The sequence below is a fragment of the Streptomyces roseirectus genome (assembly GCF_014489635.1).
Classification (GTDB): domain Bacteria; phylum Actinomycetota; class Actinomycetes; order Streptomycetales; family Streptomycetaceae; genus Streptomyces; species Streptomyces roseirectus.
In genome coordinates, this window is the sequence record NZ_CP060828.1 from 883,267 (window position 1) to 898,912 (window position 15,646).

General features: G+C 75.1%; 7 protein-coding genes. 3 read left to right on the plus strand and 4 right to left on the minus strand.

The genetic code is table 11. The features are described 5' to 3' along the window. Window positions 1–36 precede the first annotated feature (36 nt). Window positions 37–966 carry a helix-turn-helix domain-containing protein gene (locus IAG44_RS03510; protein WP_187745668.1) on the plus strand — a complete coding sequence of 310 codons (930 nt, stop codon included), beginning with the start codon at window positions 37–39 and terminating at the stop codon, window positions 964–966. On the opposite strand, the gene IAG44_RS03515 is transcribed toward IAG44_RS03510, so the two are convergent. The 3 genes from IAG44_RS03515 to IAG44_RS03535 form a co-directional block, all read right to left on the minus strand. Continuing rightward, window positions 967–1,818, minus strand: coding sequence for an SDR family oxidoreductase (locus IAG44_RS03515; protein ID WP_246561413.1), 852 nt, complete (start codon window positions 1,816–1,818; stop codon window positions 967–969). Next, on the minus strand, window positions 1,815–9,770 hold the full coding sequence (locus IAG44_RS43195) for a type I polyketide synthase (protein ID WP_246561415.1): 7,956 nt from the start codon (window positions 9,768–9,770) through the stop codon (window positions 1,815–1,817). Before IAG44_RS43195 ends, IAG44_RS03515 begins: the two co-directional genes overlap by 4 nt. A gap of 82 nt (window positions 9,771–9,852) precedes the next feature. Further along, complete coding sequence (locus IAG44_RS03535) at window positions 9,853–11,223, minus strand: aromatic amino acid lyase (RefSeq protein ID WP_187745669.1); 1,371 nt, start codon at window positions 11,221–11,223, stop codon at window positions 9,853–9,855. 290 nt (window positions 11,224–11,513) lie between these two features. On the opposite strand from IAG44_RS03535, the gene IAG44_RS03540 reads away from it, so the two are divergent. Beyond that, window positions 11,514–12,083 (plus strand): helix-turn-helix domain-containing protein, encoded by a 570-nt coding sequence (locus tag IAG44_RS03540; RefSeq protein ID WP_246561416.1) that lies wholly within the window; start codon window positions 11,514–11,516, stop codon window positions 12,081–12,083. Window positions 12,084–12,313: 230 nt separating this feature from the next. Here the strand turns inward: IAG44_RS03540 and IAG44_RS03545 are convergent, their stop codons facing one another. Then, a complete protein-coding gene (locus tag IAG44_RS03545) occupies window positions 12,314–13,096 on the minus strand; it encodes an IclR family transcriptional regulator (RefSeq protein WP_187745670.1) in 783 nt (260 codons plus the stop codon). 272 nt (window positions 13,097–13,368) lie between these two features. On the opposite strand from IAG44_RS03545, the gene IAG44_RS03550 reads away from it, so the two are divergent. Continuing rightward, complete coding sequence (locus IAG44_RS03550) at window positions 13,369–15,642, plus strand: hypothetical protein (protein ID WP_343075716.1); 2,274 nt, start codon at window positions 13,369–13,371, stop codon at window positions 15,640–15,642. The last annotated feature ends 4 nt before the right edge of the window (window positions 15,643–15,646 follow it).

Here is a 15,646-nt window from a genome sequence, read left to right on the forward strand (position 1 = left end):
CTCCCTCTTCGCGCGCGCGTGGCTACCGTTGAGGGCATGGACCACTCCGACGACAACCGGGCGCAGATCCGCGACTTCCTCACCAGCAGACGGGCCCGTATCACCCCCGAGCAGGCCGGGATGGCGGCGAGCAGCAGGCGCCGGGTACCGGGCCTGCGCCGCGAGGAGGTCGCCGTGCTCGCCGGGGTGAGCACGGAGTGGTACACGCGGCTGGAGAAGGGCCACATCGCGGGCGTCTCCGAGGACGTGCTCGACGCGGTCGCGCGGGCGCTGCGGCTGGACACGGACGAGCGCACGTACCTGTTCGACCTGGCCCGCGCCGCCCGTCCGGCGCGGCATGCGCCCGCCCGGCGCAAGGAGGTCGCGGCGCCGCCGCGCGTGGAGTGGCTGCTGGACTCGATGACGCTGTCGGCGGCGTACGTCCGTGACGGCCGGATGGACGTCATCGCCTCGAACGCGCTGGCCCGCGCCCTGTTCGCGCCGTTGTTCGAGAGTCCCGCCACGAAGGAGCGGGGGCGGGCCAACATCGCCCGGTTCATCTTCCTCGACCCGGCCGCCCGGGACTTCTACGTCGACTGGGACCGGGCCGCCGTCGTGACGGCCGCGCTGCTGCGGGCGCAGGCGGGGCGCGAGCCGCACGACCCGGTGCTGCGGGAGCTGATCGGTGAGCTGTCGACGATGAGCGCGGTGTTCCGTACGCACTGGGCGGCGCACGACGTCCTGATCCACCACCACGGGACGAAGGAGCTGCGCCACCCCGCGATCGGGGACGTCGAGCTGACCTACCAGTCGGTGGACCTGCGCCTGTCGGACCGGGGCACGCCGCACGACATGACCTTCTACACCGCCGAACCGGGAACCCCGGACGAGGAACGGCTGCGCCTGCTGGCGAGCTGGGGCGCGCCCGGCGGAGGCGAGGGGGCGGCGGGGTCCCCCGGGAAGGCGACGGCGTCCCCGGGGGCCTGATCAGGCGGTCGCGGCGATGAGGGCCGTGAGGTCGTCCTCGTAGGTGAGGTAGCGGCCGGTGAGGGCGTCCGCCTCGCCGGAGGCCAGGCGCAGGAGGTTGGTGAGGGCGACGGGGAGGGTGGTGTAGCGGCCGGCGCGGCGCTGGGCGGCGAGCCAGGAGTCGACGCGGCGCTGCCACGGGTCGCCGACCTCGCCGGCGGGGGCGGCGCCGATGCCGGTGTCGAGGAGGCCGGGGTGGTAGCTGAAGGCGGCGATGCCGTGCGGGAGGAGTTCGATCGCCAGGTTCTCGGTGAGCTTGTTGACCGCCGCCTTGGACACCGAGTACCCGCTGACGTACGGCCAGCGGGTGTGCCCGGCGTGACTGGAGATCGTGATCACCCGGCCCCGGCCGCGTTCGATCATCCCCGGCAGCACCGCGCGGCACGCCGCGAGGGCGCCGCCGAGGTTGACGTCCATCACGCGCTGCCACTCGGCGGGGTCGCTCTCCCACGCGGGCCCCGCCGGGCCGGGGATGCCCGCGTTGTTGATGAGGACGTCCACGCCGCCCAGGCGGTCGGTGGCGAGTTTGACGGCGGCGGCCAGTTCGGCGGCGTCGGTGACGTCGGCGACGGCCGTCAGGACCTCGGGGACTTGGTCGAGCCCTTCGGCGGCGCGGGCCTGCGAGTCGGCCGTCCGCGTCGTCAGGACCAGGTGCGCGCCGGCCGCGTGGGCGGCACCGGCGATCGCCCGGCCCAGGCCGCCCGCCGCGCCGGTGAGCATGATCCGCAGGCCCGCCAACGCTGTCGGGTCCGCCGGGCTGAGTGACATCACGACCTCCATCGCGCTCTCATGATCGACTTCTGTTCCGGTCATCCGACCACACCGTCCGCGGCCGCCATCTCCCGGCCCAGACGCTCCGCGAGGCCCCTCGGCTCGGAGTGGTCGAACACCAGCGTCGCGGGCAGCCGCAGGCCGGTCAGCGCGCTCAGCCGGTTGCGCAGCTCCACCGCCGTCAGGGAGTCGAGCCCGAACTCGTGCAGGCTCGCGTCGAGCGGCAGTGCCTCGGCGTCCTCGTGGCCCAGCAACTCGGCGGCGATCGCCCGGACTTCGGTCAGCAGCCGCTCTGCGCGCGCGGCCGGGTCCAGGTCCCGCAGGCGGACGGCGGGTGCCGGGGCCGGCGTGGCCGGGACCAGGCCGCGCAGCAGGGCAGGCGCGCCGCGCGTCCGCAGCTTGCCGAGGTCGAAGCGGGCCAGCGTCAGGGCGGCGTCGTCCTGGCGCAGCGCCTCGTCGAACAGGGCCAGCGCGAACGGCGTCGGCAGGGGCAGCGTCCCGTCGGGGAAGTCGCGGTCCCGTACGACGGCCGTCATCGCGGAGATCTCCTCCCAGAAGCTCCACGCCTGGGCCTGCGCCGGCAGCCCCTGGGCCCTGCGCCACTCGGCGAACGCGTCGAGGAACGCGTTCGCGGCCGCGTAGTTGCCCTGGCCGCCGCTGCCGAGCACCCCGGCGACGGACGAGAACAGCACGAACGCGGCCGGCGGCCGGTCCCGGGTCAGCTCGTGCAGGTTGAGGGCGCCGTCGACCTTGGGCCGCAGCACGCGCTCCACCTGGTCCTCCGTCAGCCCCGTCACCACGCCGTCCGCCAGCACGCCGGCCGCGTGCACGACCCCGGTCAGCGGGTACGCGTCCGGGACGAGGTCCAGGGCGTTTGCGAGGGCGTCCCGGTCGGCGACGTCGCACGCGGCGACGGTCACCTCGGCGCCCAGCTCGCGCAGTTCCCCGGCGAGCGTGTCCCCTCCCCCGCTTCTGCTGGTCAGCAGCAGGCTGCGCACGCCGTACTCAGTGACCAGGTGGCGGGCCAGCAGCGAGCCGAGGGTGCCGGTGCCGCCGGTGATCAGGACGGTGCCGGCGGCGAGGTCCGGGCGTTCGGCGCGGGACGGGGCGACCCTCGCCAGCGCCGGTTCCCTGAGACGGCCCTCGCTGATCCGCACGTGCGGGCGAGCCGCCGCCACCGCCTCCGCGACCCGCCCCGCCGAACGCGGGTCGTCGTCCGTCTCGACGACCAGGAAACGGCCCGGGTGCTCGGACTGCGCCGACCGCACCAGGCCCCGCGCCGCCGCGTGCCCGAGGTCGTCGACGCGGGTCAGGACGGCGAGGGGAGTGTCCGCGTCGGTCTCCAGCGCGCGCTGGATACGGCGCAGGGTGGCCATGGTCGCCGCGCGCGCATCGCCTGCCGGCGGGGTCCAGACCTCGACGCCGGACACGGCTGCCGTGGCCGGGTCCATCGCCGGGGTCGTCGCCGGCAGCTCGGTCCACCGCATCCGGTACACCGAGTCCGTCGGGACCGCGCCGGTCAGCTCCCGCAGCGCGACGGTCCGCAGGCCGAGGGTGCCCCGGAACATGGGCTCGCCCGCGAGGGTCGTCAACGTGACGGCGACCTCCGAACCGGCAGGCGCCAACCGCACGTACGCCTCCGTCTCCTGCCGCTCCCCCGCCCACACGTCCCGCCACACGAACGGCAACCTCACCTGCCCGTCCTCGGCAGCCGCCGTGAACACGAGCGCGTGCAGCGCGGCGTCCCCGAGCACCGGGTGCAGCCCCCTCCCACCGAACCCACCCGGCGCCTCCTCGGGCAACCGCAACTCGGCGTACAGGACGTCACCGTGCCGCCACAGGGCACGTACCGCCTGGAACGCGGGCCCGTACTCGTGCCCGCGCGCGGCAAGGGCGGGGTAGTCGACGGGGAGGGATTCGGCGCCGGGGGGAGGGAAGGGGGTGGGGAGGTCACCGGAGCCTGCCGGGTCCTCACCGGCGAGAGCATGCGGTGCGGCTTGCGGCTCGGCGACGCGGGCCTCGGGGTCGCCGTGGGGCTCGACGGCGCGGGCACGCGGGCCGCTCTGCGAGCCGGCGGCCGGAGCCTCGGAACCGCCGTGCGACTCGACGACGCGGGCGCGCGGGCCGCTGTCCGAACCTGCGACGGAATCCTCGGGCCCACCACACGGCTCGACAGCGCGGGCGCGCGGGCCGCCGTGCGGCTCGGCGCGGCTCTCGGGCCCGACTGCCGTCGCCTCCACAGCGCCCCTGGACGCGGCAGCGAACGCCGCTGCGCCGCCTCCGGCTTCAGCACCCCGCACCAGCCCAGCACCACGACCCGGCTCACCACTCCCGGCCCCAGCCCCAGCCCCAGCCCCAGCCCCAGCCCCAGCCCCAGCCCCAGCCGCCAACTCCCCCGCGCTACTCCGGGATTCGGCCCCGGGCCTCAGTCCGTCGGTCCGTCCCGGCGCGCCGGTCGCCTCCGTCAGCGTCCCCTGTGCATGCCGTACCCAGCGGCTCCCGGGCTGCTCCGGCCTGCCGAAGATCTCCACGGTTCCCTGGGCGGGGTCGGTCACGACCTGGAGGTCTACGGATCCCTGGTGGGAGAGGAGGAGCGGGGTTTGGATGACGAGTTCGGTGAGAGTCGCGTCGGGGGTGGAGCGGAGGGCGAGGTCGAGGAGGGCGGTGCCGGGGAGGAGGCAGGTGCCGGCCACGGCGTGGTCGGTGAGCCAGGGGTGGTCGGAGGGGGAGACGCGGCCCGTGGCGACGAGTTCGCCGCTGCGGGCGGACTCCACCGGGGCGCCGAGGAAGGGGTGCCCGGTGCCGGTGCGGTGCGCGGTGGTCGTGGTGAGCCAGAAGCGACGGCGCCGGAACGGGGTCGTCGGCAGCGGGACGGGGCGTCCGGCAGCGGACGTGAGGCGGACGCCGTCCACGCCGCGTACGTACAGGCTCGCCGCGGACGTGAGGAATCGTGCGGGGCCGCCGTCGTCGCGGCGCAGGGTGCCGGTGACGACGGCGGTCGTGCCGGCGTCGTCCAGGATCTCCTCGGTCGCGGCGGTCAGGACGGGGTGCGCGCCGGACTCCACGAAGACGCGGAAGCCGTGCCCGGCGAGGTGTTCGACGGCCTGTTGGAAGCGGACGGGCTCGCGGAGGTTGCGGTACCAGTACCCGGCGGTGAGGGCGGCGCCGTCGGTCCAGTCGAGGTCGACGGTGGAGTACATCGGCACGGAGGGCTCCCGCGTGCGCACCTTCCCCAGCGCGGTCAGGAACTCCTCCCGCAGCGCCTCCATGCGGGGCGAGTGGGAGGCGTAGCCGATGCGGACGCGGCGCGCGTGGACGCCGTCGAGCGCGCACTCGGTGAGGAGGCCCTTGAGGGCTAGGTCGTCGCCGGCGACGGCCGTGGCGGACGGCCCGTTGAGGCCGGCGATCCACAGGCGGTCCGGCCAGCGTTCGAGGAGCCAGTCGACCTGCTCGCGCGGCGCGCCGACCGCCACCATGCCGGTACCGGCGCCGAGGCCCGCGGTGACCCGTCCGCGCACGGCGACGATCCGCGCGGCCTCCTCCAGGGACAGCGCGCCCGCGACGTGTGCGGCGGCGATCTCGCCGACGGAGTGCCCGAGCACCGCGTCCGGTTCGACGCCGTGGGCCCGCCACAGCGCGGCCAGCGCCACGGTGACCGCGAACAGGGCGGGCTGCACGACGTCGGTCCGCTCCAGCCGCTCGGGGTCGGCCAGCACCTCCGTCAGTTTCCAGTCGACGTGCGGCGCGAGGGCCCGCTCGCACGCGAGGACCGTCTCGGCGAACACCGGCACGCCCATCAGCCCTGCCGCCATCCCGGGCCACTGGCTGCCGTGGCCGGGGAACACGAACACAGTCCTGCCGTCGACGTCGGCGACACCCGCGACGACGTTCGCCGCCGCCTCACCGCCCGCCACCGCCCGTACGCCCGCGAGGAGTTCGTCCCGCCCGGCACCGACGACGACCGCGCGGTGCGGGAAGCGGGTACGGGTGGTGGCGAGGGAGTACGCGAGGTCACGGGGCGCGGCGGTACCGGTGACGGAAAGGAGGGCAGCGGCCCAGTCTCGGAGGCGGTCGGGGGACTTACCGGAGAGGGGGAGGGCGACGGGGGCGGGTTCGAGGGCCTCCGAGGGCACAGGGTCCGCCGGAGGCGCGGGGGCCGCCAGGGGCTCGGAGACCGCCATGGGCTCGGAGACCGCCAAAGACACCCGGTCCGCCGAAGGCGCGGAGGCCGCCGAAGGCACGCGGTCCGCCAGCGGCTCGGAGACCACCGAGGACACCCGATCCGCCGGAGGCACGCGGTCCGCCAGCGGCTCGGAGACCGCCATGGGCTCGGGACCCGCCGGAAGTACAGGACCCGCCGAGGGCACGCGGTCCACCGAAGGCACGCGGCCCGCCAGGGGCTCGGGGTCCGCCAAGGGCACCCGGCCCGCCGGAAGTGCAGGGCCCGCCGAGGGCACGCGGTCCACCGAAGGCACGCGGTCCGCCGGAGACGCCAGGTCCATCGGCGGTTCCTCCAGAATCACGTGCGCGTTCGTCCCGCTGATCCCGAACGACGACACCGCCGCCCGCGCAGGCCGGCCGGTCTGCGGCCACGGGATGCTCTCCGTCAGCAGCCGCACGTCCCCCGAGGCCCAGTCGACGTGGGGGGACGGCGCGTCGATGTGGAGGGTCTTCGGGAGGGTCCGGTGCCGCATCGCCTGGACGACCTTGATGACGCCGCCCACGCCGGCGGCGGCCTGGGTGTGGCCGACGTTGGACTTGAACGAGCCGAGCCACAGGGGGCGTTCGCGGCCCTGCCCGTACGTCGCGAGGAGGGCCCCCGCCTCGATGGGGTCGCCGAGCCGGGTCCCGGTGCCGTGCGCCTCGACGGCGTCGACGTCGGCGGGGGTGAGCCCGGCGTCCTTCAGGGCGAGGCGGATGACCTCGCGCTGGGCGGTCCCGCTGGGCGCGGTGAGGCCGTTGGACGCGCCGTCCTGGTTGACGGCGGAACCGCGGAGCACGGCGAGCACGGGGTGCCCGGCGCGGCGCGCGCTGGAGAGCCGTTCGACGACGGCCATCCCGGCGCCCTCGGCCCAGCCCGTGCCGTCGGCCGCCGCCGCGAACGGCTTGCACCGGCCGTCCTCGGACAGCGCCCCCTGTCTGCTGAACTCCAGGAACCCCTGGGGGGTGCCCATCACGGCGACCCCGCCGGCCAGCGCGAGCGCGCACTCGCCCCGGCGGACCGCCTGCGCGGCGAGGTGCAGGGCGACCAGCGAGGAGGAGCAGGCGGTGTCGATGGTCAGCGCGGGCCCGCGCAGCCCCAGCGTGTAGGCGATCCGCCCGGACGCGACGCCGCCCTGGACGCCGGTGGCGAGGTAGCCCTCCAGTTCGCGGGGGACGCGGCCGGCGTCGCCGAGGTAGTCGTGGAGCATCAGCCCGGCGTACACGCCGACGCGTTCGCCGCGCAGGGACGCCGGGTCGATCCCGGCGCGCTCCAGGGCCTCCCACGCGGTCTCCAGGAGCAGCCGGTGCTGGGGGTCCGTGGCGAGTGCTTCGCGGGGCGAGATCCCGAAGAACTCGGCGTCGAAGTCGGCGGCGTCGTGCAGGAATCCGCCCCGGCGCGTGTGCGAGTTCGCGGCGAGCCGTTCCAGGTCCCAGCCCCGGTCCTCGGGGAACCCGGAGGTGGCGTCGGCCCCGTCGGCGACGAGCCGCCACAGGTCGTCGGGGGTGGTGACACCACCGGGGTAACGGCAGGCGAGCCCGACGAGGACGACGGGGTCGTCGTCGGCGTCGGCCGAAGAGCCCGGAGCGGCCGATGCGGCCACGGAGGCCGGTGTCTCCCCGCCCCCGGCGAGTTCGTCCCGCAAATACCCGGCGATGGCCCGCGCCGACGGATGGTCGAAGACCAGCGTGGTCGGCAGCGGCAGCCCCACGGCGGCGGCGATCCGGTCGCGCAGCCGCACGGCGTCCGCCGAGGTCAGCCCGTACTCCCGCAGCGCCCGCCCGGGTTCGACGGCCCCGGACTCCCCCAGGACGTCGGCGACTTGACCGAGCACGAGGTCGACGAGGCCGGCGAGACCGGTGCCGGTCAGGGCCGCGCGTGCGGGCAGCGGCTCGGGGCCGGCGGCGCGCACGGCGGTGACGAGCGTGCTGCCGGGCCGCCCGACGGCGACGTCCACGGCGTCGAGGATCCGCCGCTCGCCGAGCCCGTCGGCGAGCAGCAGCGTCGTGCCGTCGACGGTGACGGTGGATCCGGTGACGGTGACGGCGAGCCCGGCGTCCGCGCGCCGCGCGCCGTGCGCGTCGGCCAGGTGGGCGGCGATCAGCTCGACGAGCCGCCGGTCGTCCCCGGTGACGGTCACCGCGCGCCCGGCGAGGGACCGCAGCGGCTCACTCCCCGGCACGGGCGTCAACTCACCTCCGGCGCCGACGAGTTGGAGCCCTTCGTGGACGCCGGGGACGCCGAGGAGGCGGCTGGGGAGGTCGGCCAGCGGGGCACGGAGCAGTTTGCCGGTGGCCGTCCTGGGCAGGGCGGCCACCGCGCGGACCTCCACCGGCACCTTGAAGTAGGCGAGTTCACGCCGGCAGCGGGCCAGCAGGTCCGCTACGTCGACGCCGCCGTCCCCGTCCGGTACCACCAGCGCGGCCGGGACCTGGCCGAACTCCTCGTCGGCGAGGCCGTGGGCGGCGGCGTCGCGGACGCCGGGGGTCTTGAGGAGGACGGCTTCGATCTCGGTGGGGTGGACGTTCTCGCCGCCCCGGATGATGACGGCGCTGCGGCGGCCGGTGATCCAGAGGTAGCCGTCGTCGTCGCGCCGTCCGAGGTCGCCGGTGCGGTACCAGCCGTCGCGCAGGGCCTCGGCGGTGGCGTCGGGGCGGTTGTGGTAGCCGAGCATCATGTTGGGGCCGCTGACCCAGATCTCGCCCTCGGTGCCGGCGGGGAGGTCGGTGCCGGTGTCGGGGTCGACGACGCGCAGGCCGAGGCCGGGCACCGGGCGCCCGCAGGAGCCGGGCCTGGGGTCCTCGCCGGGGCGCATGGTCGCCATGGGGCCGCTGGTCTCGGTGCAGCCGTAGGTGTCGGTGAGGCGGACGCCGAAGGCGTTCTCGAAGGCCGCGGCGAGCGCGGGGGTGGTGACGGCGCCGGCGACCAGGCAGACGCGCGGCGCGGGCGGGGTGCGGTCCTCGTGCGCGGCGGCCTGTTTCTCGGCGGCCTGTTTCTCGGCGGCCTGGACGAGGTTGTGGTACATCGTCGGCACCCCGACGAGGAGGGTGTAGCGGCGGACTCGCAGTTCGTCGAGGAGTTCGGCGGCGGAGAAGCCGGGCACGAGGTGCGCGGAGGCGCCGACGACGGTGACGCCGAACACGCACAGGTTGTGCCCGAAGGAGTGGAACAGGGGCAGCGGCCACAGCATCGTGTCGTGCTCGGACAGTCCGACGAGGGGCGTGTAGCAGGCGGTGATGTTCCACAGGACGGCGCCCAGCGTCGACAGCACGCCCTTGGGGAGGCCGGTGGTGCCGGAGGTGTAGAGGAGGAACGCGGGCTCGTCGGGCCCGAGGTCGTCGCGGGCCGGGGCGGCGGGGTCGCGGGTGACGATCTCCTCGTACCCGTCGTCGACGACGACGAGGTGCCGTTCGCCGGGCGGGAGCACGGCGCGGACCTGGTCGGCGTGGGCGGTGTCGGTGATGACGGCGCGGGCGTCGCTGTCGGTGAGGACGTGGGCGAGTTCGGCGTCGGAGGAGTGCGGGTTGACGGGGACGCCGACGCAGCCCGCGCGGTGGACGCCGAGGTAGCTCTCGACGATCTCGACGCGGTTGCCGAGCAGGATCGCGACGCGGGCGCCGCGCGGCAGCAGGGCGGCGAGGTGGCCGCCGAGGCGTGCCGTGCGGCGTTCGAGGTCGGCGTAGGTGACGGTGCGCCGGGGGTCGGAGAAGGCGGCCTTCGTCCCGCGCGACTCGGCGTGCCCGCGCAGCAGTTCGGGCAGCGGGCGGACCTGGTCGCTGGGTGTCGCGGGCATGTGGTGCCTCTTCTCGCGGTGCGGTCGGGGAGGGGTTCTCGTCAATGATCCGGCTTCGGCGGCCGGGACACGCCGGGCGCCGTCAGGCGAGCGCCCCGGTGACGGCTTCGACGGCGTCCAGGACGTCCCCGGAGGCGACGAGGCCGACAGTGTCCTCGATCTCGGGCGCGAGGTAGCGGTCGGGTCCTGGCCGGCCGTGTTCGCGCAGGAGTCTGACGACGGACGCGGTCGCGGCGGACGGCGCGAGGGGCGCGCGCAGGTCCAGGGCGCGGGCGGCGGTGAGGAGTTCGACGGCGACGACGCGGGTGAGGCCGTCGACGGCGCGGCGCAGTTCGCGGGCGGCGCCCCGGCCGGTCGGGGCGGGCGGCGTGAGCCGTTTGAGTTCGGCGACGATCGCGGCCTGCGTGTACTGGGCGACCATGTGGCCGCTGTCGGCGGTGGGGTCGTCGGCGAGGAAGGCGGGCAGGCCGTTGCTGCGGGCGGCGTCGAGGAAGCGGGCGGTGCGGCGTTCGCTGATGGCGGCGGCGTCGGCGACCGCGAGGGCGAGGAGGCCGAGGGCGTGGCCGACGGGCTCGGCGTGGCGGTCGCGTGGGTCGTCGGGGGTGTCCGGGCCGCCGGTGGCGAGGGCGCGGGCGGCGACGTCGGCGGCGTGTTCGACGGTGTCGCGGACGGCGCCGTGGACCTGGGGTGTGCGGCGCAGGGAGTGGGCGTCCCGGGCGGGGGTGCGGCCTTGGGGGGAGGCGAGGACGCCGGAGCCCTCCAGGACGGCGACGAGGTTGGCGCCGGCGGCGGCCCGGCCGGGGTGCGGGGCGAGTGAGTCGGGCGCGTACGCGCGGTCGGTGCCGAGCAGGGCCTCGACGGACATGGCGGCGGCGACGTCCAGGGTCTTCAGGAGCCGGCGCAGGTCGGTGACGGCGAGGACGAGGTGGGTGAGGGCACCGTCGAGGAGGGGGGTGCCGTCGAGGAGGGCGGCGGCTTCGTGTGCGCGCAGGTCGAGGGGGGTGAGTCCGGCGGCGGCGAGGGCGTCGGCGGCGGGCATGAGGACGCCGGACGCGTCGCGGGCCTCTCCTTCGCCGGTGAGGGCGGGGGCGAGGCCGCCCGTGCAGCCGAGGGCGTCGTGTTCGCGGACGACCGGGGTGATGCCTGCGGAGAGGAGGGCGGCGATCCGGCGGGCGGTCTCGGGGCGGACGCCGGTGCGGCCGGTGGCGAGGGCGGACAGGCGCAGCAGCATGGCGCCGCGCACGATCTCGGGGTCGGCCTCGGGGCCGGTGGCGGTCAGTGGTGGGGTGCGCAGGCGGGCGGGCCGGTCGTGCGGGGTGTGTCCGGCGGTGCGGTCGCCGTTGTCCAGCGCGGTCAGGGCGTCGTCGCCGAGGCGGACCTGGGCGCCGTCCCGGGTCACGGCGACGACGTCGGCGAAGGAGAGCGCGCCGGTGCCGACGGTCACGGTCCTCATCGGTCGGGGCCGGGTCCACTGGGGGTGTCCGTTCACGGCGTTCCTTCCTGTCGAACCGGTGTGGGGGGACGGTGCCGGGGCCCGGAGCGGGGGTCGACGACGCCGGTCGCACGTCGGACAGCACGTTCCGCGTCGGATCTCCCGCCGCCTTCGGTCGGAGAACTCGGGCCGTCCCCCAGGAAAGACGCTGACCATGCGGTGGTCACGCCGTCGTGCCGCACCGTGGCACGGCGGCTGAGCTGCGTACACTGCCCGGCCCGCGGTGCGGGGCCCGCGTCTACAGTGGTCGCGTGTCCTCAGGAAACGCGATGGTGGCGCACAACATCCGGCTGCTCAGGGAGCGGCGCGGCCTCTCCCTGGCCGAACTCGCGCGGCAGGCGGGGCTGGCGAAGCAGACGCTGTCGCGGCTGGAGCAGGGCACCGGGAACCCGACGGTCGACACGCTGTTCGCGATCGCGGCGGCGCTCGGTGTGCCGGTGACGCGGCTGGTCGCCGACCACGGGCAGACGGTCACCGTGCAGCGGGGCGACGAGGTGGTCTGGCAGTGCGACGCGGGCTTCGAGTCCCGTGTCCTGGGCCAGGTGTACGGGTCCGGCGTCGTCCGCAACTACCTGGTGCGCCTCGGCCGCGTCCCGGGCCGCCCCGGCTGCTCCTCCGAGCCGCATCCGGCGGGGACGCTGGAGCACCTGTACGTGGTGAGCGGGCGCGTACGGGTGGGGCCCGCCGACAGCCCGGTGACCCTCTCCGCGGGCGACTCCGCCCGCTACCCGGGCGACCGGCCGCACGTGTACGAGTCACTGGGCGGCGAGAGCGTCGTCCACGTGGTGCTGACCGTCCCGTACGGGGGCGGACGGCGGTAAGAGCCTGGTGTCGCATCCCCGGCCGGATCTGGGGGTGCCCCCTCTGGGGGAGCGCGTCGTCTGGTGCTCCCCCAAGCTCTGCCAAGCAGGGGGTACCCCCTGCTCGCAAGGCGCCGGAGCGCCCGCGATGGGGGTGCCCCCTGGTCGAGCGAAGTCGAGAGCTCGGGGGAGTGCGTGCCAGGCTGCGCGCGCCCGGCCGGGGATGCGACACAGGCTCTTGGGGCAGGCTCTCAGGCGGCCGGGCGGGTGGTGATGGCGCGGGAGGCCGCGTGGGCGACGCGGCGCAGGGCGGGGGCGTGGCGGGCGGGGTCGAAGCGGTGGTCGGAGCCGGCCACGGAGAGCGCGGCGACGGGGCGTCCTGAGGGGCCGAGGACGGGGACGGCGACGCAGGTGAGGCCGAGGGTGGCCTCCTGGCGGTCGTAGGCGATGCCGTCGCGGCGGATGTGGCCGAGGGCGGCGTGGAAGCGGCCGGGGTCGGTGAGCGTGTACTCGGTGCGGGCGGGCAGGCCCGCGGCGACGGCGGCCTCGGCGGCGTCGTGGTCGAAGGCGAGGAGGGCCTTGCCGACGCCCGTGCAGTAGGCGGGCAGGCGGGCGCCGATCCGGGAGGGCGAGCGGGTGACGCGGTGGCCCTGGATCCGGTTGACGTACACGATCTCGGTGCCGCGCAGCACCGCGAGGTGGACCGTCTCGTGGGTGAGTTCGTACAGGTCGGCGAGGTAGGGCTGGACCCGGTCCTGGAGCAGTTGCGGGGTGGGGCCGTAGACGCGGTTGCCCATCTCGAAGAGCTGGGTGCCCAGCCGGTAGTTGCTGCCGACCCGCTCGACGAGTTCGTTGCGCTGGAGGATGCCGAGCAGGCGGAACGCCGTCGACTTGGTGAGCCGTGCGCGGCGGGCCAGTTCGCTGACACCGATGTCCCCGTCCTCCTCGGCGAGGGACTTGAGGAGGACCAGCGCCTTGTCGACCGCGGTCTGCCGGGCGGGGGCCGCGCTGTCGGAAGTGGCGGGAGCAGGCATGGGGGACTCCAGGGGAAGAAGCACCTGGCGACCATTGAAGTGGACGCCTGTCCAACCTATGAGACACATGCGGCGGTTGTAAATGTCTCGTGCGCACGGCCCCGGGCCCGGCGCGCGCCCCGCGCAGGTCAGGCGCGGTCTCCTGGCATACGCCGGGCAACTCGCCCTGGAACGCGGCGAGTCGAGTCGGTGGCGGGTTCGCGGATTCGGGTCCCCCCGGGCCGGGGATGCCATAGAGTGCGGCCACTGTTCTCGGGGACGGGGGAACCCCAGTGCTGTCACATCGGCGGATCGCGGGTACGGGGACGAGCGGGCGCGGCCTGTGGATCATGCTGGCGGTGCTGGTCGTCGCGGGCAGCCCGTGGGTGCAGCGGCCCCTCTTCGACTACTACGTCCGGCACTACTTCGACCACGAGACGCTGACCTGGTTCCTGCGGGCGGCGATGGCGCCGGGCTGGGAGTACCACTCCGACTACTACGGCGGCGGCTCCTACCTCGCGGCCAACACCGCCGTCACCGCGCTGCTGTTCGCCGGGATCCTCCTGCTGCCCGCACGGCTGCCGGCCGCCGTGCCGGGGTGGCTGCGCTGCCTGCTCGGGTCTCTGCTCGCGTCGGAGGCCGTGTACGTGCTGCTGTGGACGGCGCCCGAGTGGTTCCGGCCCGACGCGGAGGAACTGACGTACAACGGCGAGGTCCTGAAGATCTTCCTGCGCTCGGGCCTCATCTTCGGGCTCGCGGCGGGGCTGTTGCTCGCACTGCTGACCAGAGGGTCCCCCGGAACACGCGTGTCCGCCAGGAGGGTGAGGGCGTTGTCGAGTCGAAGGAGCCGGATCACAGGAGCAGGAGAGGGGACCGCGATGAGGAACGTGCCACTGACCATGCCGCTCGGCCGCGCGCCGGGGGACGTCACCCGGTACCTGTGCGCCGCGGCCTACACGGACGAGAACTTCGCCCGCCGGGTGGTGGACGAGGTCCTGGCCGACGAGGCGAGCGCCGTCGCGCCGTCCCCGGACGTCGACCTGGTGGCGGTCACGCTGCACAGCCTCGCCGCGCAGAAGCTGAGATACGCCCGCGACCTGCGGCTGTCGGGGGCGTTCGCGCTCGTCGCGCTGGTCGCGCCGCTGTGGCTGCTGCCCGCCGCGATGCTGGTCGGGCTCGCGCAGCGCCCGGTGCAGCCGAGCCTGTCGACGCGCGGCCACCACCAGCCCGAGAGCCGAGTCCTGTTCGGGGCGGCGGTGACGGCCGGGATCATCACGCTGGTCACGTTCTACTTCGGGGTCCTGCTGTCCTCGCTGCCGGTGCCCGGGTTCATCGGGTGGCTGCTCGGCGCGTACGCGGGCGGTGTCCCGGCCGTCCTCGCGGCGCTGGCCGCGGCGGCGTTCGCGTACGCGCAGGTCGTCCAGCACGACCTGAGGACCGACCAGTTGCTGCGGGCGACGATGACCCGCGCGACGTTCGGCACGGTGCCGCCGCCCGCGCCGCCGAGCAAGGACTGGGTGACGCGCAGGCTCGCGGCGATCGGCGAGGCGCAGAACGGCAACGTCACGATCTACAGCGGCTACACCCCGTGGATGGGCTACGGCAACACCGTCTCCAAGTACCCGCTGACGGTGCCGCTGCTGCCCGCCGACGACCCCACCGGCCGGCCCGGCAGGCCGACGCCGTTCACGGTGACCGAGCTGATCGACCACGTCCGCGGGCGCCTCAAGGCCACCGCCGGGGAGGAGGCGCTGGGCTCCCTGACGATCGAGGACCGCGTCTTCGTCAACGGCACGACCCTCACGGACGACGAGCGGTTCCTGCGCGACGACCGGCTGACGCCGGTCACCCGGCTGTCCCCGGAGACCGTCGGCGAGATCATGCGCCGGCCCACCGGGCACGTCCGCCACTACCTGGCCGTCCATGTGCCGCTGTGGGGCGGCGATGTCGTGCCGAGCGTGCTGCTGCACTTCTCGACGGCGAGCCAGACGCTTCAACTGCACATCGACAACCACGTCATGAGCCCGGTGCGCGCCGGGTACCACGCGGTGGACCGGCTGCGCGGCTCGGGGCTCGGGAGTGACGCGAAGCGCGGGGTGCTGCTGAACGCGCTCGGGCGCACGGGCGGGGCGCTGCTCGCGGCGCCGCTGCGGGCCCTCCACCACGGCCGGTTCGAGAAGCTGCACGCGCGGCGGATGGACGACGAGCTGAAGGCGATGGAGCAGGACCCGGGGTACGACTACGGGGCGCGGGTCAGCGTGCGGGAGATGGCGCTCGGGCCCGAGTACCAGAACTATTTCCAGGTGCTCGACGCCGACCGGGTCACGGCGCTGATCCAGCGGCACACCTTCGCCGCGATCCGTGAGTTCCTGGACGCCCACGGGTACGACACGACCGACTTCCGGGCCCAGCAGCAGACGATCCTCAATCAGGGGGTCATCCAGCAGGGCGGGACGAGCATCATCGGCAACCAGGCGATCGGGGCGGGGGCGACCGCGCTCCAGGGCATCCCGCAGCAGCAGTCGGGGGCGCCGGCGCCGAGTCCGGCGGGCGGGTCCACCAAGTGAGGGG

Coding starts and splice junctions, on each gene's coding strand:
- IAG44_RS03515 (WP_246561413.1), bottom strand. CDS start 1,818: ATGACCGGAACAGAAGTCGATCATGAGAGCGCGATGGAGGTCGTGATG.
- IAG44_RS03535 (WP_187745669.1), bottom strand. CDS start 11,223: ATGAGGACCGTGACCGTCGGCACCGGCGCGCTCTCCTTCGCCGACGTC.
- IAG44_RS03545 (WP_187745670.1), bottom strand. CDS start 13,096: ATGCCTGCTCCCGCCACTTCCGACAGCGCGGCCCCCGCCCGGCAGACC.
- IAG44_RS03510 (WP_187745668.1), top strand. CDS start 37: ATGGACCACTCCGACGACAACCGGGCGCAGATCCGCGACTTCCTCACC.
- IAG44_RS43195 (WP_246561415.1), bottom strand. CDS start 9,770: ATGCCCGCGACACCCAGCGACCAGGTCCGCCCGCTGCCCGAACTGCTG.